The sequence below is a fragment of the Namhaeicola litoreus genome (genome assembly GCF_042679565.1).
Lineage (GTDB): Bacteria > Bacteroidota > Bacteroidia > Flavobacteriales > Flavobacteriaceae > Namhaeicola > Namhaeicola litoreus.
This window is the reverse complement of record NZ_JBHTMY010000003.1, coordinates 372,690-396,840: the sequence shown is the minus strand read 5'-3', so window position 1 is coordinate 396,840 and position 24,151 is coordinate 372,690. Positions and strand designations below refer to the sequence as shown.

Annotated in this window: 16 protein-coding genes; 9 read left to right on the top strand and 7 right to left on the bottom strand. The window is 36.1% G+C overall.

Going from position 1 to position 24,151, the window contains the following annotated elements; all coding sequences use genetic code 11:
• Window positions 1–109 precede the first annotated feature (109 nt).
• The 6 genes from ACFQ39_RS09030 (at window position 110) to ACFQ39_RS09005 (ending at window position 6,931) form a co-directional block, all read left to right on the top strand.
• On the top strand, window positions 110–1,297 hold the full coding sequence (locus ACFQ39_RS09030; protein WP_377178235.1) for a porin: 1,188 nt from the start codon (window positions 110–112) through the stop codon (window positions 1,295–1,297).
• Between the two features lie 604 nt (window positions 1,298–1,901).
• Window positions 1,902–2,675 (top strand): NYN domain-containing protein, encoded by a 774-nt coding sequence (locus ACFQ39_RS09025; protein ID WP_377178233.1) that lies wholly within the window; start codon window positions 1,902–1,904, stop codon window positions 2,673–2,675.
• A gap of 274 nt (window positions 2,676–2,949) precedes the next feature.
• Window positions 2,950–4,413, top strand: a complete 1,464-nt coding sequence (locus ACFQ39_RS09020) for a circularly permuted type 2 ATP-grasp protein (RefSeq protein ID WP_377178231.1) — start codon at window positions 2,950–2,952, stop codon at window positions 4,411–4,413.
• Between the two features lie 24 nt (window positions 4,414–4,437).
• Window positions 4,438–5,376, top strand: coding sequence for an alpha-E domain-containing protein (locus ACFQ39_RS09015; protein WP_377178229.1), 939 nt, complete (start codon window positions 4,438–4,440; stop codon window positions 5,374–5,376).
• Window positions 5,376–6,221 carry a transglutaminase-like domain-containing protein gene (locus tag ACFQ39_RS09010; RefSeq protein WP_377178227.1) on the top strand — a complete coding sequence of 282 codons (846 nt, stop codon included), beginning with the start codon at window positions 5,376–5,378 and terminating at the stop codon, window positions 6,219–6,221. The genes ACFQ39_RS09015 and ACFQ39_RS09010 overlap by 1 nt, the downstream gene beginning before the upstream one ends.
• 2 nt (window positions 6,222–6,223) lie before the next feature.
• Window positions 6,224–6,931, top strand: coding sequence for a hypothetical protein (locus ACFQ39_RS09005; RefSeq protein ID WP_377178225.1), 708 nt, complete (start codon window positions 6,224–6,226; stop codon window positions 6,929–6,931).
• Between the two features lie 3 nt (window positions 6,932–6,934).
• On the opposite strand, the gene ACFQ39_RS09000 is transcribed toward ACFQ39_RS09005, so the two are convergent.
• From ACFQ39_RS09000 to ACFQ39_RS08990, 3 genes are all read right to left on the bottom strand, one after another.
• Window positions 6,935–10,402: a transglutaminase family protein gene (locus ACFQ39_RS09000; protein ID WP_377178223.1), complete on the bottom strand. Its 3,468-nt coding sequence runs from the start codon at window positions 10,400–10,402 to the stop codon at window positions 6,935–6,937.
• Window positions 10,403–10,605: 203 nt separating this feature from the next.
• Window positions 10,606–11,409 carry a hypothetical protein gene (locus ACFQ39_RS08995; RefSeq protein ID WP_377178221.1) on the bottom strand — a complete coding sequence of 268 codons (804 nt, stop codon included), beginning with the start codon at window positions 11,407–11,409 and terminating at the stop codon, window positions 10,606–10,608.
• Window positions 11,410–11,419: 10 nt separating this feature from the next.
• Window positions 11,420–12,034, bottom strand: coding sequence for a hypothetical protein (locus ACFQ39_RS08990; protein WP_377178219.1), 615 nt, complete (start codon window positions 12,032–12,034; stop codon window positions 11,420–11,422).
• A gap of 208 nt (window positions 12,035–12,242) precedes the next feature.
• Here ACFQ39_RS08990 and guaA point away from each other — a divergent pair, with 208 nt between their 5' ends.
• Both guaA and ACFQ39_RS08980 read left to right on the top strand, forming a co-directional pair.
• Window positions 12,243–13,772: a glutamine-hydrolyzing GMP synthase gene (guaA, locus tag ACFQ39_RS08985; RefSeq protein WP_377178217.1), complete on the top strand. Its 1,530-nt coding sequence runs from the start codon at window positions 12,243–12,245 to the stop codon at window positions 13,770–13,772.
• 28 nt (window positions 13,773–13,800) lie between these two features.
• A complete protein-coding gene (locus tag ACFQ39_RS08980) occupies window positions 13,801–15,675 on the top strand; it encodes a LysM peptidoglycan-binding domain-containing protein (protein ID WP_377178215.1) in 1,875 nt (624 codons plus the stop codon).
• Window positions 15,676–15,758: 83 nt separating this feature from the next.
• Here the strand turns inward: ACFQ39_RS08980 and ACFQ39_RS08975 are convergent, their stop codons facing one another.
• The 3 genes from ACFQ39_RS08975 to gcvP form a co-directional block, all read right to left on the bottom strand.
• The gene (locus ACFQ39_RS08975; protein WP_377178213.1) at window positions 15,759–17,375 is read right to left on the bottom strand and encodes a pyruvate dehydrogenase complex dihydrolipoamide acetyltransferase; all 1,617 of its coding nucleotides are present in this window, start codon (window positions 17,373–17,375) and stop codon (window positions 15,759–15,761) included.
• 42 nt (window positions 17,376–17,417) lie between these two features.
• Window positions 17,418–18,416 carry a pyruvate dehydrogenase (acetyl-transferring) E1 component subunit alpha gene (gene pdhA / locus ACFQ39_RS08970; protein WP_377178211.1) on the bottom strand — a complete coding sequence of 333 codons (999 nt, stop codon included), beginning with the start codon at window positions 18,414–18,416 and terminating at the stop codon, window positions 17,418–17,420.
• A 247-nt stretch (window positions 18,417–18,663) separates the two neighbouring features.
• Window positions 18,664–21,516: an aminomethyl-transferring glycine dehydrogenase gene (gene gcvP / locus ACFQ39_RS08965; protein ID WP_377178209.1), complete on the bottom strand. Its 2,853-nt coding sequence runs from the start codon at window positions 21,514–21,516 to the stop codon at window positions 18,664–18,666.
• A gap of 263 nt (window positions 21,517–21,779) precedes the next feature.
• Here gcvP and ACFQ39_RS08960 point away from each other — a divergent pair, with 263 nt between their 5' ends.
• On the top strand, window positions 21,780–22,598 hold the full coding sequence (locus ACFQ39_RS08960; RefSeq protein ID WP_377178207.1) for a hypothetical protein: 819 nt from the start codon (window positions 21,780–21,782) through the stop codon (window positions 22,596–22,598).
• On the opposite strand, the gene ACFQ39_RS08955 is transcribed toward ACFQ39_RS08960, so the two are convergent.
• The gene (locus ACFQ39_RS08955) at window positions 22,595–24,088 is read right to left on the bottom strand and encodes an FG-GAP repeat domain-containing protein (protein ID WP_377178205.1); all 1,494 of its coding nucleotides are present in this window, start codon (window positions 24,086–24,088) and stop codon (window positions 22,595–22,597) included. The genes ACFQ39_RS08960 and ACFQ39_RS08955 overlap by 4 nt on opposite strands.
• Window positions 24,089–24,151: the final 63 nt, after the last annotated feature.

The window sequence follows — 24,151 nt, the reverse complement described above, 5'->3', positions numbered from 1 at the left end:
AACGCTCGGGTTTACCTGAGCGTTTTTTTTTTGTTAATTGTTATCAATTGTCTCTTCAACTATTTTCTCGTATTTTTACCGTAGCAGCTTATACCACAACTTATTGCTTATGAGACTTTTTATACTATGGATTTCAATACTTTTTTTTCTGCACACTGCTGTAGCCCAAACAGAGGAAAAACCGCTAGACTCCGTGGAACTGACCATCATACCTTATGGTAGCTTTAGAGGGCATTTTGCCTTTTATAATAAGGAGGTAGAGTTTCAGGAAAATGCATCGCGCATAGGTTTTCAGATGAGGGTTAACAAAAATGGATATGCATTTTTCACGGGCATAGAATTAGGTATGAATTTGTTTAAGAGCAATTCACAGTTCAATGCGGATGGAAATTCTGCAGGCGGATTTATCATTGCTGAAAGAGATCAGGTCAACCAAGTCTTTTCTTCCAGATTGGGATATTTAGGAGTTGATTTTGGCAAGTGGGGAACGCTTTCTTTCGGAAAACAATGGAGTGTTTATTATGACGTAACTTCGTACACAGATAATTTTAATGTATTTGGAGGGCAGGGTTCGGCTACCTATACGGCCGGGACAGATGGAGGCGGTCTGGGAACAGGACGAGCAGATCAATCTGTGATTTATAGGAATATCATCGGCAATTTTGCCTTTGGAATTCAGGCTCAGGCAAGAACAACCTTGAACAATGAGTGGGTAGATGGTATTGGCTTGAGTGCACAATATGAAATTTTAAAAGGTCTTAAAGTCGGCGCAGCCTTCAATAAGTCGTTTTTTAATGATAGACTTATTGAACAAAGTAATGTATTAGGCCTTGATGACAATCCCACTTTTTATAGCGGAGGTATATCCTATCGGTCAAAGAATTTAGATCTCGGTATTGTCTTTTCTAACCAAAGCAATGGTGATCTGACCGAGGGGTTTATTATTGTTCCTGATGCCGGGGAGGTTTTTCCTACGGTTGTTTTTGATGCCAAGGGATTCGAAATTTTCAGCAAATATAGATGGGAAGAGTTTGCTTTTTTGGCAGGCTATAACTACTACGATCCAGACACAGAAGATATTCGCGGACCCTATGACAAGAAGGTGATCAGTGATAAATTTGGTGTGAAAAATTTTATTCTTGGCATGGAATATAAACCCTTCCATATCGCTTACTTTTATGCCGAGGTAAGACTTGCCGAGGGCTATAATTCTTTGGGTATTAAAAATGACGATGTAGTTACCATGGGTCTCAGAATTCAATTAGATCATCGTTTTAATAAAACAATTCGATTTTAATTATCAAGCAATTTCAAAGATGAAATTGACATACCTATCTCAAATTTTTGACAAAGGTATCTCGAATATTTGACCAAGGTATCTCGATTTACCGACAAAGGTATCTCAATCAACTTTTGTTATTATAATAGGTTGTGCTATATAATAAGTAGCATTGCAACTTACTTCATCAGCGCTCGATATTATTCAATGTTTGGCATCACTCGAGCTGACAAGGACGCTTCTGCCAACAGTCTGTTTGTGAATTTTTTCAATTCGAGTGGATTTTACGCATAACAAATAAGTGAAATTTGTATCGAGAATCAAATATTTTTTAACTTCATGACCTTTTGTTATGTATACATGAATAAGTTAAATCATATATATCCGCCTACGTATATCTTTTTTCGGGTGTTCTCTTAATATTGTTCAATAGGTTAAAAAAAAGTAGATGAACCTGTAATTTCTTAGTATTCTCATGATTGGATCGTTTTTTTTATCGCTGCATTTGTAAAGTACCTTAGAAGTACATAAAAACTTTATCTCTTTTAGGCTTTTAAGAATTTCTCAGACGAATAGAAAGGCAAGCTAAAATTTACGTAATTTCGAAACTTAGAAAAACCTCATGGAAAACAACCTAAACCTTGCTGTCTTAATTGATGGCGATAACATCCCTTCTGATTGTATCAAAGAAATGATGGAAGAAATTGCCAAATACGGTAATCCCACCATCAAAAGAATTTATGGAGACTGGACCAAGCCGCATTTATCTAAATGGAAACAACTTTTGTTAGAAAATGCCATTACTCCCATTCAACAATACGGTTACACCTCCGGAAAGAACGCCACAGACTCTGCCATGATCATTGATGCGATGGACATTCTGTATTCTGAAAAAGTAAACGGCTTTTGTATTGTGTCTAGCGATAGCGATTTTACAAGGCTGGCCACCCGACTGAGAGAAGCCGGAATGCAAGTGATCGGCATAGGAGAAAAGAAAACACCCAACCCTTTTATTGTGGCCTGCGATAAATTTATTTATGTGGAGATCTTGCGAAATCAATCGAAGGTGAGTGAATCGGGAGGTCAAAAAGAATCCGACAAAAACACGGTGGATAAGATCACCCAAAAAGACATCAACTTGATTGCGACTTCTATCAACGACCTGTCGGATGATGACGGCTGGGCTTTTTTAGGCGATGTAGGTAGTTTATTGCAAAAGAAGCAACCCAACTTTGATCCCAGGAATTTTGGTTTTCAAAAGCTTACACCGCTTATCAAATCTATAGATCAATTTGACATAGAGCAAAGAGAAAGTGCCAAAAGCAGGCATAAATTGATTTATGTTCGAAATAAAGAAAAACAAGCAAAGGGCAGAAATACTCAGCCTAGAAAGTAATTTATAAGCCACTATGTTCTATTCTAAACGATAATTCATTACTTTCATTAAGTTAGTAAAACAATGGATTTAATAAGCGAACTAGTAAATTTCTATTTTCACCAAATATGAATCATATTTTTATACACCACATAATTTACAGGGGTTGCCATTAATTATTTAGCATTTATTTGTTTACACCCCCTATTTTTAGTTATTCAATCATAATTTATATATAAAAAACGATATTTTTATACATTATTTCCAAAGATAATAGTTCAAATTATTTAAGCATATGAATGAGAAAAGTAAAAAAATATTAGATCTATATAGGATGGATGTGGGACATTTTGATGAGGTCTTCAAAATGGAACATGAACCATTTTCTCATTATGAAAATGTTTTGGATCGATTTAAGAAATTTAGTCTTGTTGATTTTGAAAGAATTAATAACGAGGTTAAAACTGCATTTTTTAATCAAGGTATCACATTTGCTGTATACAACGAAAACAAAAAAGCTGATGAACGCATTTTCCCTTTTGACCTCTTCCCTAGGATCATACCAAATGAAGAATGGAATAAACTTGAAACAGGAGTGATTCAAAGAAACAAAGCGATCAACCTTTTTTTAGACGATATCTATCACGATAAAAAGATTTTAAAAGATAAAATTGTCCCTGCCGACCTTATTTTTTCATCAAAGAATTATTTGAAAGAAATGGAAGGTTTTAGACCAGAGGGAGGAATATACACACATATTTCTGGCACAGACCTTATTAAACACTCAGATGGCGAGTATTATATTTTAGAGGATAATTTAAGATGCCCATCTGGTGTGAGTTATGTTCTATCTAACAGAATGGCATTAAAAAAATCGTTCTTTGATCTGTTTAACAAGTTAAAAACGAAAACAGTCTATCAATATCCGGAAGAGTTATTGGAAATACTAAAAACCGTAAAACCAAAGAATACAGATAATCCTACGGTAGTAGTTGTTACACCGGGCATGTACAATTCTGCTTATTTCGAACATTCCTTTCTGGCTCAAAAAATGGGCGTTACCCTGGTAGAAGGAAGAGATCTTTTTGTAGAAAAAGACATCGTCTATATGAAAACGATTTATGGTCCTAAAAAAGTAGATGTGATCTACCGTCGTGTTGACGATGAATTTATTGATCCTTTGGTATTCAGAAAAGATTCTATGCTAGGCATTCCTGGTGTCATGAGTGCTTATCGTGCCGGAAATGTAACGTTGGCTAACGCACCGGGTACAGGGGTAGCCGATGACAAAGCTGTGTATCACTATGTACCCGATATCATTAAATATTATCTGGGAGAAGAACCTATTTTGAATAACGTGCAAACCTATCATTGCGAAAAAGACAGTGATTTTAAATATGTACTCGAAAACGTAAATAAACTAGTGGTAAAACCTGTAGATGAATCCGGAGGCTATGGGATTTCTATTGGAACCAGATTGACCAAAGAGGAAATAGAAGAAGTTAAAACCAGAATAAAATCTGATCGACGAAAATATATTGCCCAACCAATCATGAGTCTTTCGGTGCATCCTACATTCGTAGAAGAAACAAAAGAATTTGAACCCCGGCATATAGATTTGAGAACTTTTAGTTTAATGGGGAAAAATAAAAACTACACATTAAAAGGAGGTTTAACAAGGGTCGCACTAAAAAGAGGAAACCTCATTGTCAATTCTTCGCAAGGTGGAGGGTCAAAAGACACTTGGGTATTAGATTAGCAATTTTATTTCAAAAAGAAAACTATGTTATCAAGAGTAGCAAATAATTTATATTGGATGGGGCGCTATATTGAAAGAGCCGAACATATTGCAAGATACAGTCGCGAGATCTATTTTTCCTCATTGGACGCACCCATTCTGGAAACGTATGATAGAAAATTCGTTCTAGATTCTATGCTTTATATGGCCGGTATCTTTGATATGGAATATAAAAAAGAAGAAGATGTCTTATATAAAGTAGGTCTGGATCCCGATAATTCTAACTCGATATTGAGTAATATTACTTTTGCAAGAGAAAATGCAAGGGGGGCAAGAAATGCCATTTCAACAGGATTATGGGAAAATCTCAATAGATTTTACCACCTCGTGAATGATTATCCCGTTGAAAAGTATCTAACTACGGGCTTTTATGAATTCTCGCAGATGGTTTTAGATCAGGCTTCTATTTTACGTGTTAAAATTTATGATTCACTCTTACATGATGAAGAATGGGCTGTAATTCTTTTAGGTATGTACATCGAAAGAGTTTTACAAATTATTAGGATCATCAATGCGAAGTTACATGATATATACAAAATAGAGCAATCTGGCATTGCGGTTACCGAACTCAGTTTTGAATGGACAACCCTACTTCGCTGTACCGAATCATTTGATATGAATAGGAAGTTATATGCCAAAACACCTAATTGTAAACAGGTGCTTGAATTTTTAATTGTCAACCCTAATTGCCCAAGATCCATCGCTTTTTCATTAAACGGAATAAGAAAGTACATCAAAAAGCTCAGCCGAAATGAAAGTGCAAATCCGAATTCTATCAGTTTTAAAATTGGTAAAATTAATGAGCAGTACAACTATCTTACTTACGATGATTATAAAGATGATATTTACGGACTACTCAACGATACACAAGAAAAAATAACCATTATTAGTTCTGAAATTGAAAAGAAATACCTTAGCTACTAATGGAAGTATATAAGCTTGTCTACCAAATTAAAACTACTTATAACGCTCCTGTAAAAAAAGCAAATTTTCAGTTATTAGTGATTCCCTTTTCGAATGCTGAACAAATCGTTGAAGACTTAGAAATAGAATGTTCCATTGATCAAGATGCACATATCTCAAAAAATTCTTTCGGTTTTGATCTGATTCATTACTACGCCAAACAATCTGTTTCTGAATTTTGGTTTCATCTATCTGCTGTTGTAAAAAAAGAAAAAAAGAATCCATTTCCTATTAGCAGTTTGACTTCAGAACAAGAGTTTGAATTATTGAATTCTTTAGATTTTAAAATTGATCATCACAGATTTTTGCTTGCCACAGACCTAACCAAAATGCCAGTCCATTCTCCTATTTCGTTTCCTGTATATTCAAGTGAAAAAATATTACTCGAATATCTTTTGGAACTAAATATGTTTATATTTGAGCTCTTAGAATATTCACCCAATAGCACAGATGTGAATACGGCTATAGAACAGGTACTCTACCTTAAAAAAGGAGTGTGCCAGGATTACGCTCATCTTTTCATTTCAGTTTGTCGTCAAAATAAGATTCCTGCGAGATATGTAAGTGGATATCTGGACCAAGGTGAAGGGTCTATTGACACGAGTCAGTTACATGCCTGGGTAGAAGCATTTATTCCGGAGGCAGGATGGGTAGGGTTTGATGCAACTAATCATTTGCTAGCAGACCATCATTATATAAAAATTGCACATGGTTGTGATTTCCGGGATTGTAGTCCAATCGTTGGAATCTTAGAAACAATCGGAATGCAAAAAAGTATTCATGCAGTGACAATAACGAATCAGTAAATATGACATTTTGTGTAGCTATTAAAAGTAAGGCGGGAGTAGTTGCCTTATCAGATACGCGTATCAGCAGTGGTTTAGGGGTATCGACTTCGAAAAAAATTCAGACCTTCCAGAATGGAAAATATTCCTTTTTTATTATGTCGTCTGGTCTGCGATCGATCAGAGATAAAGTAATCCATTTATTTGAAGACGAACTCGCCTCTCAGAAGGTAGATAAATTATATCAGGTTGCCAATCTCCTCGGAAAAATGGTCAAGCAAGTGAGGGCCGAAGATCTGGAGTCGTTGCAAGAAAGTAAATTTATTTTCGATGCACATTTTATTATTGGCGGTCAATGTATAAAAGATAAGCGTTCCAGCATATTTTTAATTTTTCCAGAAGGGAATTGGGTAGAAGCTTCGGATGAATCTCCGTATACGGTGATTGGAAATACCGGTTTTGGAAAATCTATTTTGAGACGGCTTTTACATGAAGAAATAACCTTTGATTTAGCTATTAAAGTGGCCTTTCTATCATTCGATGCTACCTTTAAAAATGCTAGTGATGTAGATTTTCCTCTAGATTTTGCTTTATACCGCAATGGTACTTTTGAAATCCAGGAGTTTCGAAAAGTAGAAGACGAATTAAAAACGACCTCAGTTCAATGGAACCAAATGTTAATTGATGCTGCGAATGATCTTCCCGACTTTTTACATGTAGAGGAAGAATAAGTGCTATTTTTTCAACTTGTATTTTCTGATATCAAAAGTATGTGGGTATTCAGGATCAGGCTCTATAAACTTTGGAGTTAGGACAACGCGCTCACCTGTATTCACTTCCTTTTCAAGTATATATCGCTTTACCTCCGTGCTCATATCTGCCGGAACATATACACTCTGTGTATGATTCTCACTGTAAAAACGAGACTCTCGCCTACCCTCCGCTTCAAAACTATTGACAGGGAAGGAATCATAAGCTCTTCCGCCCGGATGGAAAACGTGATAGGTACATCCGGCAACAGATTTACCCACCCAAAGGTCAAAAATATCGAACACCAAGGGTGTATCCACTTCCAAATTAGGATGCAATGCAGAAGGTGGCTGCCAGGCTCTATACCTCACTGAAGCAACAAATTCTCCTTTAGTGCCAGTATTCGTCATTGGAATACGCATACCATTGCAAAGAATCACATATCGTTCACTTGTAAGTCCCGTAGCTTTTACTTCTATGCGTTCAACGGATGAATCCACAAATCTGGCCGTACCGGAGCTCGACATCTCTTCTCCTAATACATTCCATGGCTCAATTGCGGTACGTAAACTAAGTTCTACTTCTTTAAATTTCACCCTTCCTACATGTGGAAAACGAAATTCAAAGAAAGGTTCTAACCAATTGATATCAAAAGGATAGCCAGCTTCATTTAACTGATCTACAACGTCTTTGAGATCTTCACGAACAAAATGATGTGTCATAAACTTATCGTGCAGTTCTGTTCCCCATCTCACAAGTTTTCCTTTGTATGGTTTTTCCCAAAACCATGACACAAGCGTCCTGATTAGCAATAACTGAACAAGACACATCTGTTTATTGGGTGGCATATCAAAACCGCGCAATTCCAGTATACCCAATCTTCCCGTTGATGAATCCGGAGAATATAGTTTATCAATACAAAATTCAGCTCTATGAGTATTACCAGTAAGGTCGATAAGTAAATTTCTCAATAATCTATCTACCAGCCAAAAAGGAATCTCTCCTTCTCCTGGTTCTGGAATTTGATCAAAGGCAATTTCGAGTTCGTATAACATTTCCTGTCGACCTTCATCAACCCTTGGACTTTGACTTGTAGGACCAATAAAGGCCGTTGAGAATAAATAACTTAAACCGGGATGATGCTGCCAAAAAGTAATCATACTTCTCAAAAGATCGGGTCTGCGCAACAAAGGTGAATCTGAAGGTGATTCTCCACCTATTGTAATATGATTTCCACCACCAGTTCCTGTATGTTTTCCATCTAACATAAACTTTTCGGAACCCAGTCTACTTTGCAGAGCTGATTCAAATAATTGATTATAATTATACTCGATTTCTTTCCAAGATTTAGCAGGATGGACATTCACTTCTATTACTCCGGGATCTGGTGTGACCATCAATTTTTCTATGCGATTATCTTTGGGCGGAGCATATCCTTCAATCACTATTGACAGTTGTAATTCCTCCGCTGTTAATTCAATAGCAGCCAACATGTCCAAGTAATGTTCAATATAATCTACAGGAGGCAGAAACAAATGAATTTTTCCGTTTCTAATTTCTGAAACAAGTGCTGTTTTTATCGTAAAAGACTCAAATTCAGGCTCAAAATCGTCCTTTTCTTTTTCTTTCTCCTGAAACGGTAAACGTTTTTCTTTTTTTTCCTCTTCTAAGGGTGCTTCAAACACTGTTGGCGACAACATCTCATCAGGAATGGAGTAATCTGTTTTTCCTTGCGACCTACTATTTACCAACTGATGAAAATCTCCTAGAGGAGCTTCTTTCTCAAACAGACTTCGCTCAACAGGTTTTGGTCTTTTCTTTTCTGGGATATAAGGAAGTGACTCTAATGGTAAACGATATCCCATTTGAGAATTCCCCGGAATCAACATTAATTTTTCTCCTCTAAATTCCCATGGATAACTGATCCATCCTTCTTTTTGATAGGCCCATTCTATAGGTAAGACAAAACCTGCAGGATCCTGTAAACCGCGATCTAACTGCTCCATTAAGGTCCTTCGTTCTAGAGAATCATTTAGATTGATGCGCAAAGGATCAATATTTTTAGGCAGCTTTCTTTCTGTCCATAAATAGTAAAAAGCATCTTCGTATCCGGGCATCACATTATTCTCATCCACACCGAGCTTTTTGGTAAGTCGAACCATAAAACGCTGTGCATCTTTATAATTTAATTTGCCCTCCTCACTAAAGTCAGCAAGTAAATCTTTGTTTTTCCAAATAGGCTTACCATCCTTTCTCCAGTACAATGCCATTTGCCATCGCGGTGTAGGTTCTCCCGGATACCATTTTCCCTGTCCGTAATGAAACAATCCACCATCACCAAAACTTTTACTTAAATGATGGATTAGGCGATTAGATAGTTTTTGTTTTTCCTTTCCATCTGCAGCTGTATTCCACTGTTCAGATTCCATATCATCAATCGACACAAAAGTTGGTTCACCACCCATGGTAAGTCTAACATCTCCTTCTTCCAATTTCCTATCAACCAATTCGCCTAAGCCCATGATTTCTGCCCATTGCTGATCACTGTAGGGTTTAGTAACCCTAGGATCCTCATGGATACGAATCACCTCATTCTGATGAAAAAATTCCACCTCACAAGGATCAAGTGTTCCAGAAATTGGTGCAGCACTTGAAGGAGAAGGTGTACAGCAAAGTGGGATGTGTCCTTCACCGGCCAACAATCCCGATGTAGGATCGAGACCTATCCACCCCGCTCCCGGCACATATACTTCACACCAGGCGTGTAAATCAGTAAAATCTTTATCGGTTCCGGAAGGACCGTCGAGTGCCTTTTGGTCGGCTTTTAACTGAACGAGATATCCCGAAACAAACCTCGCTGCCAAACCTAAATGGCGCATCGTCTGTACCAATAGCCAAGAAGAGTCTCTACAAGAACCCAATTGTTTTTTGAGCGATTCTTCGCAAGTAAAAACGCCGGGTTCCATTCTCACGGTATAGTTAACTTCTTTATTCAATTCTCGATTGATGGAAACAAGAAAATCTACAATCGAACTCCCCTTAAACCGTTCCATTTTTTTAACCCATTCCTTTAGCAGAGGACCGTCTTCGACAATTTCCAAATAAGGCGCTAACTCTTTTCTATCTTGGGTTGTATATTGAAAGGGAAATTTCTCTGCATATTCTTCAACAAAAAAATCAAAAGGATTGATTACCGTCATTTCTGCAACAACCTCTACCTCTACCTTAAATTCTTTTACCTTCTCTTGCATAACAACCCTGGCCAAATAGTTTCCAAATGAATCTTGTTGCCAATTGATGAAATGCTCTTTGGGCTCAATATTTAGAGAATAGGAGTGAATCTTGGTTCTGCTATGTGGCGCCGGCTTTAACCTGATCACATGGGAACCCATGTTGATCAAACGATCATAACGATAATAAGTATCGTGTTTAATTGCTACGATAATTGCCATACTATACTTTTAAGGAATCAATCAAAATAAATAGTGGTAATAAGAACACCAAAAGTAAAGGTTTGTCCTCAGACTTGACCAAGCCGGACTCATTTATACGGATAAATCAATAATTGACACGAATTCTTATGAAAATTGATTTTTTACAATCTAATTTATCAGAATTTAACGGAAACAAATGTACCGAACAAACGAAAAAGGTATTATTGAGGGAACAAAGCTATTACATTTAACCTTATTCCCCAATCTGGATTAAAGGAATTGTTACCATAATATACTTTTGGTCCGCCACCTACTTGTAACATCTGTTTACCAACATTAACTACTTTTGCATAATACGCTCCGATAAAACCTCCAAAAATATCATTACTCCAGTTTTGAGAATTTTCTGATGCTATGGTATATGAAGCGCCCTGAGGCGTTGCAAAGGTAACAAAAGGTTGAAAAAAGCTCGTATTGATATTTGTATCACCGCTCCCTGCAAAATCCCACATATGATTTGCCAAACCACCATATGTCCAGGGTCCTGCAATTTTTAAAACAACAGCGTTTGGTCCAACAGCCCATTTATCAGCTCCCAAACGATTCTCAGTAGCCGTTGGCAACAAAAATATAGGTCCAGCCCCCCAAATTAAACCACCTTTGGTTGGAGCTTTTGGAGAAAAGAAAACACTTTGTGCGATATCACCTAATCCTGTCTCACTTGAGCCATCATAAAAAACATCATTTTGAGAAATTATGGGTACAATCGTCCTACTGATCATGTTCCAATTTTCATTTAACGAAATTGGAATTACCGGTTGAATATTGAGGTTATATCGAGATCCATCACCATCGGGTCCCAATCCAAAATCAAAATTATTCTGAAACGGTACACTGATTAATGATGCCACAGGATTTGCCAATGCCATTGCCATTTCTTCTGCAGATCGGGAAGTTCCTTCCTGGGCTCTTAAACCAAAGCCCACTAAAAATAAGATCAAAATTAATTTACTAGTATGCCTCATAATTTATTCTCTAAAAGAGTTTTGCAATGCCCAAACCTAAATTAAAACTATTATAGGCATCGATGTTAAAATCAAAATTAGCAGTGGCAAATGCTTCCCATCCAAACTTTTCTATAATAGGAACATCCACCCCCAAGCGTATGAGCGCAAAGTTTTCTTCACTTGAAAATTCACCTCCAGCTCCAAATAATAAAATCAAATGATGATGAACTTCATACATGCCCATTAATGCCAAAGAAAATGGTTTATTTCTTTCTATCGTTTCAATGGATAGTTCTTCCACATCCTCCAAGCTTCTTGGGGCAGCTATTTCAAAAACTTCCAAGAGTAGTTCAGAATGGATGCCTAAACCCCATTTTTCATTAATAGCATAATTATAATGCAAACCAAAAGAAGGAATAGTAATCCATTCATTATCTTTTCCATCTTTTACCGCGGTACTGATATGGGCATGTCCCATAACAAAAGAAACAGAATGTTTGGATTCTTCTTCCTCTTTATGATACTTTTCAAATTTTGAGTTGTGAAGTTCTTCCTCTTTTAATTGTTCATTTTCCTGTGCCAGCAAATAATTAGTAGAGGAAAACAAGAAAACAAAAAGACAAATAATGCCATAATTTTTCATAATAGATTGGATAGGTTAAGTTGATAAATTTATATTTTACATTGGTTTTTGTTTACTATTCGAAGATAATCAATAATTTAATTAAATCCATCATGAACAAAAAATCAAAATATTTACTCTAAAAATCACATAATATTAGGTATTCATTTTATCCGTAAAAGGAATTCTATTTATCTCTGTTTTTAATTATTAAATATTATTTTTGCGGATGCAACACAAAGTACTTATTTTAGATTTTGGCTCTCAGTATACACAACTGATAGCACGTAGAGTGAGAGAACTCAACATTTTCTGTGAAATTTTTCCTTACAACCATATTCCCGAAGATGTAGCCGATTTTAAAGCGGTTATATTATCTGGAAGTCCTTTTTCTGTGCATCAAGAAGATGCGCCACATCCTGATCTGTCACAAATCAAAGGTAAAATTCCCTTATTGGGCGTCTGCTATGGAGCGCAGTATATGGCACAGAATTTTGGTGGAAAAGTGGAACCCTCAAAAGTGAGAGAATACGGACGTGCCAACTTGTCCTATATTAAAGAAAATGAAACCCTTTTTGAAGATATTCACGAAGGTTCTCAAGTTTGGATGAGTCATGGTGATACCATTACTTCTTTGCCAAATCATTTTCAAAAGATCGCAAGTACACATGATGTACTCAATGCTGCTTATAAAATTGATGGAGAAACAACCTATGCCATACAGTTTCATCCGGAAGTTTATCACAGCAGTGACGGTATGAAATTGCTAAAAAACTTTTTGGTAAGCATCGCTAAAGTTGAACAAGACTGGACACCTGATTCGTTTGTAGAATCGACGGTTGCTGAGTTAAAAGAAAAACTTGGTAATGACAAAGTTGTTTTAGGTTTGAGTGGCGGCGTCGACTCAACCGTTGCAGCCGTTTTGTTAGATAAGGCCATTGGAGATAATCTCTATTGTATTTTTGTAAATAACGGTTTATTGCGCAAGCACGAATTTGAAAATGTTTTAGACCAATACAAGCATATGGGCCTAAATGTAAAAGGTGTGGATGCTGGTGATAGATTTTTAGATAAACTTAAAGGAAAATCAGATCCTGAAGAAAAAAGAAAGGCCATTGGAAATACGTTTATTGATGTTTTTGACGATGAAGCCCATCGGATAGAAAATGTAACATGGTTAGGACAAGGAACCATTTACCCAGATGTGATTGAGTCTGTTTCTGTTAAAGGCCCATCGGCGACAATTAAATCTCATCATAATGTAGGTGGACTGCCGGACTTCATGAAATTAAAAATTGTGGAACCACTTCGTATGCTTTTTAAAGATGAGGTGCGAAGAGTAGGTAGATCCATGGGTATTGATGATGAATTGTTAGGGAGACATCCCTTCCCAGGCCCAGGTTTGGCCATAAGAATCTTAGGCGATATCACTGCTGAAAAAGTTCGAATTTTGCAAGAAGTCGATTTTATTTTTATAGAGGGTTTAAAAAAATGGGGGTTATACAACGATGTATGGCAAGCTGGAGCGATTTTGTTGCCTGTAAATTCGGTAGGTGTGATGGGAGATGAAAGAACTTATGAAAAAGTGGTTGCCTTGCGCGCAGTTAGCTCAACTGATGGTATGACAGCAGACTGGGTAGATTTACCTTATAAATTCTTGCAAGAAACATCAAATAAAATAATTAATCAGGTGAAAGGTGTAAATAGAGTAGTCTATGATATCAGCTCAAAACCACCTGCCACTATTGAATGGGAATAATAAACCAATTTAAATCTTAAAGTCAAATATGAAATTTTTTCGCATCATTCTTCTTTTTACCCTCTTAACGAGTACCCTTTTTGCACAACAGAAAAAGTTTACAACCTATAAGGTAAAGAACGGAGAATCTATTGAAAGTATTTCCAAAACGTTGGGTATAGATAAAGCTGAGATATTAAATCTAAATCCTGATGTAACGGGTAAACTCGTCACAAATCAGGTACTGGTTGTGCCGAATAAGGCCTACAATGCCCAAAAAGATGTGCGGAATTTTGACACAGAGGTAGTTACGCAAAAAGACATTGTAGTTGATGGTTTTGTCTATCATGAGGTTTTACCCAAAGAAACCCTCTACGGTATAAGTAGTCAGTTTAAAATATCGACAAGTTCTTTAAAAAACAACAATCCTTTTCTTATTTCAGAAGGATTGCAAATTGGGCAAATTTTAAAAATTCCTTTAGCAAAAGTAGAGAACCCAGTTGCTGTAGAAAGTTCTAAGCCTTATTTAGTGAGACCAAAAGATACAAAGTTTAGTATCGCCAAACAGAACAATATAAGTATAGAGGAATTAGAAAAACTCAATCCAAATATTGTCGATGGGCTAAAAATAGACGACATCATTTATATACCGTCCAGTTTACAAGGTGATGATATAGATGGTTTTGCAGTTCATGAAGTGAAAAAAGGAGAAACTATTTTCAGCATTTCTAAACTTTATGGTATTCCGCAAGCAACATTATTAAATGAAAATCCAGAGTTGGCTGAGGGCTTAAAAGAAGGCATCCTGATTAAAATTACGCCCATGACCCGTGTGGTCAATAGCAATCAGTTTGTAGAACCTGATTTAAATGGAAAAAAGAAGAAAATTGCCTTTTTATTCCCTTTTATGCATAAAAAAGATAGTCTGAGCTTTGAAACAGACCGATTGATGAATGCCACGACCGATTTTTATTTCGGTGCATTACTTGCCTTAGATTCTCTTAAAAGTAAAGGAATGAACATTGAGGCCTTTGCATTTGATACAGAAAAGAGTGTACCTGTGAGCAAAAAAATTGTAGAGAGAAATAATTTGAAAAGTTTTGACCTATTAATTGGCCCCATGTATCTGAATGTTATGGAGGCCGTTGCCAATGAGATGAATGGTGACAGTGTTTGGTTGGCATCTCCTTTGTCAGAAAAAAGTCATGCACATATAAAAAATTCGCACCTCATTCAAGCCACTCCGCAAATTGAACAGTTTGAAAAGGAAATGATCGATTTTATCAAACAAAAATATTCGGGGCAAAAAGTAGTTTTAATTCATGATGAAACCAATACAGAGCATTTGAATTATGTTGTTAATCAACTTCGCGGTAAAATTCCTCAGGATAAAATAAAGATAATTCAATCTCAAAAAGGATATATTACGAGCCAGAGATTGAAGGAAGGCATAGTTCCAGAAGAAGAAGTTTGGTTTGTCTTAGTAACGCAAAATGAAGTATTAACTGCAGATGTTGTTCAAAACATTGGCGTATTGCCTGAAGAAATCAATCTTACTTTTTTTGCTTTTGATAAAGGGAAAGTATATGAGAAAATAGACAATAAAAAGTTAGCAAGAATTAAATTTCATTACCCATCCTATGCCTATCAAAATTACGATGACGGCTTGTTTAAAATATTTTCTAAAAAATACCTGGAAAAATATAAAGGACTACCGACCGAATTTAGCATTAAAGGTTTTGACATCACATACGACTTATTGGTCAGATTATCTGAAGACTTTTTAGAAATAAAAGACCAAGGATATTCTGAAAGGATTTGGAATAAATTTAATTATGCCAACAATCCAAGTGGTGGTATCGAAAATCATGGCATATTTATACTTGCCTACGATGGTTTAAGTTTGAAAAATGTCTCGAACTAAAACAGAAATGATTATAAATACTTAACTCATAAAAAAAAGCCTGACAAAATTGTCAGGCTTTTTTTATTGAAAATTATACTTCATCACAATAACATTGTAATTGGGTTTTCAATATATCCTTTAAGTGTTTGTAAAAACAATGCGCCCGTTGCCCCATCTACCGTTCTGTGATCACAGGCCAAAGTTAACTTCATCGTATTACCCACTACTATTTTTCCTTCTTTTACTACAGGTTTTTCTACAATAGCACCTACAGAAAGAATTGCCGAATTAGGCTGATTTATGATGGAAGTAAAATCTGTGATACCAAACATACCCAAATTCGAAATTGTGAAAGTACTTCCTTCCATCTCATTCGGAGCGAGCTTCTTATTTCTTGCTCTTCCCGCAAAGTCTTTTACAGAAGATCCTATTTGAGTTAATGATTGTTCATCTGCAAATTTCAAAACAGGCACTAAAAGGCCATCTTCTACGGCTACAGCCACACCAATATGTACGTGGTGATTAATCTTCATTCTATCATCAAACCACTGAGAATTTACTTGCGGATGTTGTTTTAAAGCCATCGCTGTCGCCTTAATTACAATATCATTAAATGAGATTTTGGTATCAGGCAATGAGTTGTACTGATTTCTAAATGAAATGGCATTATCCATATCAAATTCTACATTCAAATAATAATGCGGTGCCGTAAATTTAGATTCTGCTAATCTTCTGGCGATTACCTTACGCATTTGAGAATTGGTAATTTCTTCAAAACTCTCCTGCCCTCTTGGAACAAATGGTTTGTTGGATACCGGAGAACCTGTCTCGACATAATTCTCTACATCTCTTTTAATAATTCGACCACCTTCGCCACTACCTTGTACTCTTTCGAGATTGATATTTTTTTCTAGGGCTAATTTTTTCGCCAAAGGAGAAGCAACAACTCTACCATTAGATTCCTTCTTAACCACAGTTTGCATTTCTACCGGGCTTAGCTGAGTACTTGAAATAACTTTATCCGAAGTTGATTTTGAGTTTTCTTTTTGCGCTTTTGGTTTCACGCTTGTTGCAGCAGGACGTTTAAAAGATTCGATCAATCCACTAATATCCGTACCTTCCTTACCAATAACAGCTAAAACACTATCTACCTTAGCCGATTCACCTTCGGAAATACCAATATACAATAATGAACCTTGATAGAATGATTCAAACTCCATTGTCGCTTTGTCTGATTCGATCTCGGCCAAAATATCTCCTTCAGAAACTTTATCTCCAACTTTCTTTAACCACTTAGCCACGGTGCCTTCAGTCATGGTATCACTCAGCTTTGGCATGGTAATTACCTCAACACCCTCTGGAGTTTCTACTTGAATAGCCTCTTCTTCTATAACCACCTCTACCGGAGCTTCAGCTCTTTCTTCTTCCTTCTTTTCTTCTTCTACTATCTTCTGTTCCAAAAGTGATTTATACTCTTCACCTGATTCCCCAATAATAGCGATAATTGAATCGACCGGAGCAGTTTTTCCTTCCTCTATTCCTATATATAGTAACTCACCATTATGGAAAGATTCAAATTCCATCGTTGCTTTATCCGTTTCTATTTCGGCTAAGATATCTCCTTCACTTACTTTATCACCCACTTTTTTAAGCCATTTTGCAACAACTCCTTCGGTCATTGTATCGCTTAAACGGGGCATGGTTATAATTTCGGCCATAATTGAATTTTCTTAATTATTTTGATCTGCTTAGCTATATTGTTAGAGTCTATGTTTCAAAAAAGGATAATCCTTTTGCTCATAAACCATATCATACATTTGTTGCTTTTCGGGATAGGGAGATTCCTCAGCAAATTTTTCACATTCATTGACTAAATCTCTCACTTCGTCATCAATTGCTTTGATTTCCTTATCTGTCAGGTATTTTTTCTCTTTAATAACATCTAAAACCTGTGTAATTGGATCTATCTTTTTGTATTCTGCAACTTCGTCTTTTGTACGATATTTCTGCGCATCACTCATAGAGTGTCCGCGATAACGATAAGTTTTCATTTCTAAGAAACTTGGGCCATTTCCTTTTCTCGCATGAGAAATAGCTTTATCCATCGCTTCTGCCACTTTTACAGGATTCATACCGTCAACAGGTTCACTTGGCATTTCATAGGCCAAACCTAATTTCCAAATATCAGGGTGGTTAGCAGTTCTGCTTACTGAAGTACCCATGGCATAACCATTGTTTTCTACAACAAATACAACAGGAAGTTTCCAGGCCATTGCCATGTTAAACGTTTCATGTAATGAGCCTTGGCGAGCAGCACCGTCACCAAAATAAGTAATTGTCACTCCATCTCTACCAAAATATTTATCAGCAAAGGCAATTCCCGCACCTAGTGGAATTTGCCCTCCAACTATACCGTGACCACCATAAAACCCTTTTTCTTTTGAGAAAATATGCATAGAACCTCCCATACCATATGAAGTACCTGTTGCTTTACCATACAGCTCAGCCATAATTCTTTTAGGATCTACGCCCATACCGATAGGTTGAACGTGATTTCTATAAGCGGTAATCATTTTATCTTTTGACAAATCCATTACATGCAAGGCTCCGGCCAAAACCGCTTCTTGACCGTTATATAAATGCAAAAACCCTCTTACCTTTTGTTGGATATAAACTGCTGCTAATTTATCTTCAAATTTCCTCCAAAAAAGCATGTCTTTATACCAATTGATATAAGTTTCTTTTGTTATTTTCTTCATCAGATGTAAGTGTTTTAAAAGAGATGCAAAAATACAATTTTCACCCTAATCAAAATATAAAATTTGCCAAAATTTTATAAATGTTAGGTCCAATTATTTTATTTTGTTTAAAGAATTACTCAAAAAAGTTCTAAATTTCTTAAAATCAATCATATCTGTTACGATTAGAACAACCAACAAACAGTTATTCCGCTAAAATTCATAAAAAAAGCGAGTTTCCTCGCTTTTAAAAATCAATATATTTTTGTTAAACTGTTTCCTCCATATAGTCCTCTATAGGATTACAAGTACAGATTAAATTTCTATCGCCATGGGCCTCATTTGCTCTTCTCACTCTTGGCCAATATTTATTTAGAGAAACAAAGTCAAGCGGATAAGCTGCTTCTTTTCTCGAATAACTGTAAGGCCATTCATCTGACGTAATCATTTGAAGCGTATGTGGTGCATTTTTCAAAACAGAATCACCTTCCTCATAGTCATCGATTTCTTTTCTAATCTGAATCATTGAGGCAACAAATTTATCCAGCTCCATTTTATTCTCGCTCTCGGTAGGCTCAATCATCAAAGTACCTGCAACAGGAAAAGAAACAGTTGGGGCATGAAAACCGAAATCCATTAAACGTTTGGCTACATCGGTCACTTCAATTCCCTTTTCTTTGAATTGTCTTAAATCTATAATCATTTCATGTGCGGCAAATCCATTTTCACCCGTGTACAAAATAGGATAATATTTTTCTAACCGAGCTTTTAAATAATTTGCATTTAATATCGCTGTTTCTGTTGCTCTCTGCAAACCATCTCTTCCTAACATTTTGATATATCCGTAAGAGATTAAGTCAACCAGAGCAGAACCAAAAGGTGCAGATGAAATAGCAGTTATCGCATTCTTACCGCCAGTCTTGACAATTGGATTCGAAGGTAAAAATTCTGCCAAATGGGCTGCCACACAAATTGGACCAACGCCAGGACCACCACCTCCGTGAGGTATAGCAAACGTTTTATGTAAATTTAAGTGGCAAACATCCGCCCCAATACGTGCAGGATTAGTTAACCCAACCTGAGCATTCATATTTGCCCCATCCATATAAACCTGTCCGCCATTTTCGTGGATCATTGCCGTAATTTGTCTAATTTCAGATTCAAATACACCATGGGTAGATGGATAGGTCACCATAAGGGCAGCCAAATTATCTTTATACTTTTCTGCTTTTAGCTTGAGATCTTCAAGATCTATATTTCCGTTTTCAGATGTCTTAGTGACAACAACTTCCATACCGGCCATCACCGCAGAAGCAGGATTTGTTCCGTGAGCCGACGCAGGAATTAAACAAATATTTCTATGAGAATCTCCCCTTGATTCATGATAAGCTCTGATCACCATTAAGCCGGCATATTCACCTTGTGCACCACTGTTTGGTTGTAAAGAAGTTGCAGCAAAACCGGTGATTACATTCAATTGTTTTTCTAAAGCCAGTAACATTTCTCTATAGCCATTCGCTTGATCTACAGGTACAAATGGATGAATAGCATTCCAATTGGGCATACTTAAAGGCAACATTTCTGTGGCAGCGTTTAACTTCATAGTACAAGAACCCAATGAAATCATTGAATCTGTCAAGGAAATATCTTTGCGTTCTAACCTTTTGATATAGCGCATCATTTCCGTTTCTGAATGATAGGTATTAAAAACCTCATTCTCCAAAAAAGATGAATTTCTTATTAAATTGTCAGGAAGTGTCACTTTTACAGGACAATCATTTACGGCAAAATCATAAATATTTTCTGCATGTGCCAAGATAGAGATTACCTGATTGATATCTTGTAAATCCGTATTTTCATTAATAGATATACTCAAAGTGTTTTCATCAATATAATTGAAGTTCACACCATTTTCTTCTGCAATTTCTTTTACCTTAACCGTACTACTCACTTTGATACAAAGTGTATCAAAGAAGTACTCATTTTCTTGTTTCAACCCTAATTTAGAAAGCGCTTCATTCAAACTGTTTGTCAAGGAATGAATTTTTTTTGCGATATACTCAATCCCCTTGGGTCCGTGATAAACAGCATACATCCCAGCCATCACAGCCAATAATACCTGCGCTGTACAAATATTTGAAGTAGCTTTTTCTCTTTTGATATGTTGCTCTCTAGTCTGAAGTGCCATTCTCAATGCACGATTCCCATCCATATCAATGGTAACACCAATAATTCGCCCTGGTATATTTCTTTTGAATTCGTCTATGGTAGCGAAGAAACCTGCATGAGGGCCACCGAAGCCTAATGGAATTCCAAAACGTTGACTGGTACCTACAGCGACATCAGCTCCCATTTCGCCTGGAGATTTAAGCATGGTAAGGCTCAATAAATCCGCTGCTACCACTACTTTTATATCCTTCTGGTGAGCATTTTTTATAAACTCAGTGTAATCATAAATCATCCCGTGTTTTGCAGGGTACTGTACAATAGCACCAAAATAAGATGAATCAAATTCTATTTTTTCGTGATTCCCTACAACAAGTTCAATATGTAAAGGGGTAGATCTCGTTTTTAATATATCCAGTGTTTGTGGTAAAATTTCTTCTGACACAAAAAATTTAAGCGCATTGCTCCTTTTTTGTTCACGCGTTCTACCACTATACAGCATCAACATCGCTTCACCCGCAGCGGTCCCCTCGTCTAGTAAAGACGAATTAGCAATAGGCAAACCGGTTAAATCAGAAATAACTGTTTGAAAATTAAGAAGTGCTTCCAGCCTACCCTGAGATATTTCTGCCTGATAAGGGGTATAGGATGTATACCAACTTGGATTTTCAAAGATATTTCTTTGAATAACCGCAGGAAGAGATGTAGGATGGTAACCTAAACCAATATAAGATTTATACAATTTATTTTTATTTCCTAATTCTCTAATATGAGATGAAAACTCATTTTCAGAAATCCCCTCAGGCAAATTCAATGCTTGTGAAAGTCTTATATCAGCAGGAATGGTTTTATTGATTAATTCAGAAAGACTTTCAACACCAATGGTTTCTAGCATTTCTTTTGTCTGCTCCTCATTAGGACCAATGTGGCGTAAAACAAATGAATCTGTTTGCATATGTCGTTTTATTTGAAGTGCAAAAATAAATATTTGTGCGCTCTTTATTCACCTGAATATCATTTAATTTTGACAAATTTAACAGTCTAATCAATCAAAATATTTTTATCTAAACATCATATTTCATTTACTGAAATTCTTCTAATAAACACATTAAAAAGCTTCTATTTAATTCACTTTTTTAACATAAAAATTAATGCAACTGTTTTACATTGTGTGATTAAAAAAAGAATTGAACTTTGCTTAGATCATTAAAATAGCCATTGACTCAGACAAAAAACATACTTGACTTTTATATTCGTTCAAATATTCATGTGGGAATTTCTGCCGGAAGTCTAGCATGGATTACTTTACAAAATTTTGAATTAAGCAATCTAAAACTCATTATTTTCGTCATCGCTAGCACCATATTAGCGTACCATTTTATTCGAATAAAAAGAAAAAGCGAATTAGAAATTACATACCAAAATTGGATGGATCATCATCGGAGGTCCTTATTTTTTGTCAATCTTTTCTGTGCTGTTCTGGTGGTAACTATATCCTTTCATTTAAGACTAAATGCGTTTTTGATTCTAATCCCCTCTGCCATAATCACCTATTTCTATGTGTCAAAAATATCAGGAAAATACGGATTCTCACTTCGGGAGGTTTCAGGAATTAAAATAGTAACAATCGCCTTGATATGGGCTGTAGTGACAGTCATTTTCCCATTAATACAAGAAGGATTTGAGCTCAATTGCATTGTTTGGATCATTTTTTTTCAACGGGTATTATTTGTATTTTCGATAACAATTCCATTCGATATTAGAGATTTACATATTGATAATGAAAAGATTAGAACCATACCCTCTTTTTTTGGCGTTACAACATCAAAAAGAATTGGTCAAATTGCGCTACTTTTTTTTGTTGTGCTTGAATTTTTCAAATCAAATGATTTCAGACAACCCATCTTAATTCTATCAATAGCAATTCTAGCAATCATACTTTTAGAAAAAAGCAGAATTGACAGCAAGCCCTTCTTTATCTCATTCTGGATTGAAGGAATTCCCATTTTATGGTTATTACTAGAAATTGCTTTTTAGAATAATTTATTTTCAAGAATTAAAAGATCTGTGTTTTTCTCTCTCCAATGGTCTGTCATATTTTTGGGTACAGGCGTAAATGTATAGGTAAAAGAGCTTAATATAATATCTAGATCTCCATCTTTATCAATATCTCCTTTGTCTAACAGGAACCACCTGCTATCTATTGATTCTTGGATAATCGCAGGTGAAAAAGTAAATGTATTGCTATCCGTATTTTCCAGGTATACAAAAGAATATTCAGGATATTTTTCGTAATCAGGAAAAGTGGAAATGATTCCAAAATCAAAATCACCGTCTTGATCAAAATCGTCTACAGTGAACCTTGTGGCGCCATTGAGTGGATAAAAATATTTTTCTTCAAAATGATTATTTCCATCATTGAGGTGAATCCTCAATCCGTGATAGGGTTTATGTACAAAAGTTTTATCAGCATTGTCTCCATTCACGGTAACAATATCTAAATCACCATCTTTATCATAATCTATCAGTTCAAACCAACTACTGCCGTAAATCGGACTAAACCGAAGTACCTTTTCAGGAATAAAAGAATGATCCTCTTGTTGATATAGCACCGTAATTGTTTCATCTCCTTGCGAAGTAAGCGCAACAATATCTAGTCTATTATCTCGATTCAAATCAACTACTTCAACCTTAATGGTACCTGGCTGCGGCAATAAGGTTGTTTTTTTAAACTGCTCATCAAAAGGATGCTCTACCAATGACAATTGACCGGTCAGGTTTCCAAACTCACTGATGATGAACTCGGGTTCGTTGTCACCAGTCAGGTCTTTGACATACATATTAACGGGTCTATGAAACAACTCTTTAGCAGGTCTCAAAGAATCATTCTCCAACAAAATGATCTGTCCGGAGGCAATATCTGAGGGATCTAATTTACCAACTGCAGTGATATATGACTTTCCATCATACTGATAAAAATCTACAACAGCAGAATTCGCTTGAAGCCTCGTTTTTGGTTTTATATCGCCATACATAAAAGAAAACAAATTACCCTGCAAATCTCCTATCCACATTGTATCATTTCTACATTCAAAATAAGTGACAAAATTACCAGGGTTTTCATCTAATGAAATGGATACTGCTCTAAACTGCTGCAATGTACTAGCACTATGTGGCTCATTAATTGAAGGTAGAGAATCCGGTGCCATTTCCAAAATATAGGACTTCAACAAACTCCAGTCTTCGCTACTCATAATTGGTGCAGCCGGATATATTCCAGATTTTATAATGGACTCAGCTTCTTTAAAAGGAAGGCCTTTTAGTGGATTATATCCATTGTCTACTATTCCCATCCTTGCCGCCATATCTGGCAACAATTTTTCTTCCCAAATCTGTCTGGGTAAAACATCCGGACTTGGTAAAATATGACAACTGGCGCAATAGGATTCGTATAACCTTACCTGCTTTTCACGTTTAGACTCTGCACATCCTAAAAATAAAAAAATGGATGGTAAACATAATACCATCCATTTTAAATATTGTTTTGTTCTATTTTTTAACCTCACTTTAATCCTTTTGGTATTGAGGGC

Excerpts from the sequence above, each read along its gene's own strand:
- ACFQ39_RS09030 (WP_377178235.1), top strand. The coding sequence starts at position 110 with ATGAGACTTTTTATACTATGGATTTCAATACTTTTTTTTCTGCACACT.
- ACFQ39_RS09025 (WP_377178233.1), top strand. The coding sequence starts at position 1,902 with ATGGAAAACAACCTAAACCTTGCTGTCTTAATTGATGGCGATAACATC.
- ACFQ39_RS09020 (WP_377178231.1), top strand. The coding sequence starts at position 2,950 with ATGAATGAGAAAAGTAAAAAAATATTAGATCTATATAGGATGGATGTG.
- ACFQ39_RS09015 (WP_377178229.1), top strand. The coding sequence starts at position 4,438 with ATGTTATCAAGAGTAGCAAATAATTTATATTGGATGGGGCGCTATATT.
- ACFQ39_RS09010 (WP_377178227.1), top strand. The coding sequence starts at position 5,376 with ATGGAAGTATATAAGCTTGTCTACCAAATTAAAACTACTTATAACGCT.
- ACFQ39_RS09005 (WP_377178225.1), top strand. The coding sequence starts at position 6,224 with ATGACATTTTGTGTAGCTATTAAAAGTAAGGCGGGAGTAGTTGCCTTA.
- ACFQ39_RS09000 (WP_377178223.1), bottom strand. The coding sequence starts at position 10,402 with ATGGCAATTATCGTAGCAATTAAACACGATACTTATTATCGTTATGAT.
- ACFQ39_RS08995 (WP_377178221.1), bottom strand. The coding sequence starts at position 11,409 with ATGAGGCATACTAGTAAATTAATTTTGATCTTATTTTTAGTGGGCTTT.
- ACFQ39_RS08990 (WP_377178219.1), bottom strand. The coding sequence starts at position 12,034 with ATGAAAAATTATGGCATTATTTGTCTTTTTGTTTTCTTGTTTTCCTCT.
- guaA (WP_377178217.1), top strand. The coding sequence starts at position 12,243 with ATGCAACACAAAGTACTTATTTTAGATTTTGGCTCTCAGTATACACAA.
- ACFQ39_RS08980 (WP_377178215.1), top strand. The coding sequence starts at position 13,801 with ATGAAATTTTTTCGCATCATTCTTCTTTTTACCCTCTTAACGAGTACC.
- ACFQ39_RS08975 (WP_377178213.1), bottom strand. The coding sequence starts at position 17,375 with ATGGCCGAAATTATAACCATGCCCCGTTTAAGCGATACAATGACCGAA.
- pdhA (WP_377178211.1), bottom strand. The coding sequence starts at position 18,416 with ATGAAGAAAATAACAAAAGAAACTTATATCAATTGGTATAAAGACATG.
- gcvP (WP_377178209.1), bottom strand. The coding sequence starts at position 21,516 with ATGCAAACAGATTCATTTGTTTTACGCCACATTGGTCCTAATGAGGAG.
- ACFQ39_RS08955 (WP_377178205.1), bottom strand. The coding sequence starts at position 24,088 with ATGGTATTATGTTTACCATCCATTTTTTTATTTTTAGGATGTGCAGAG.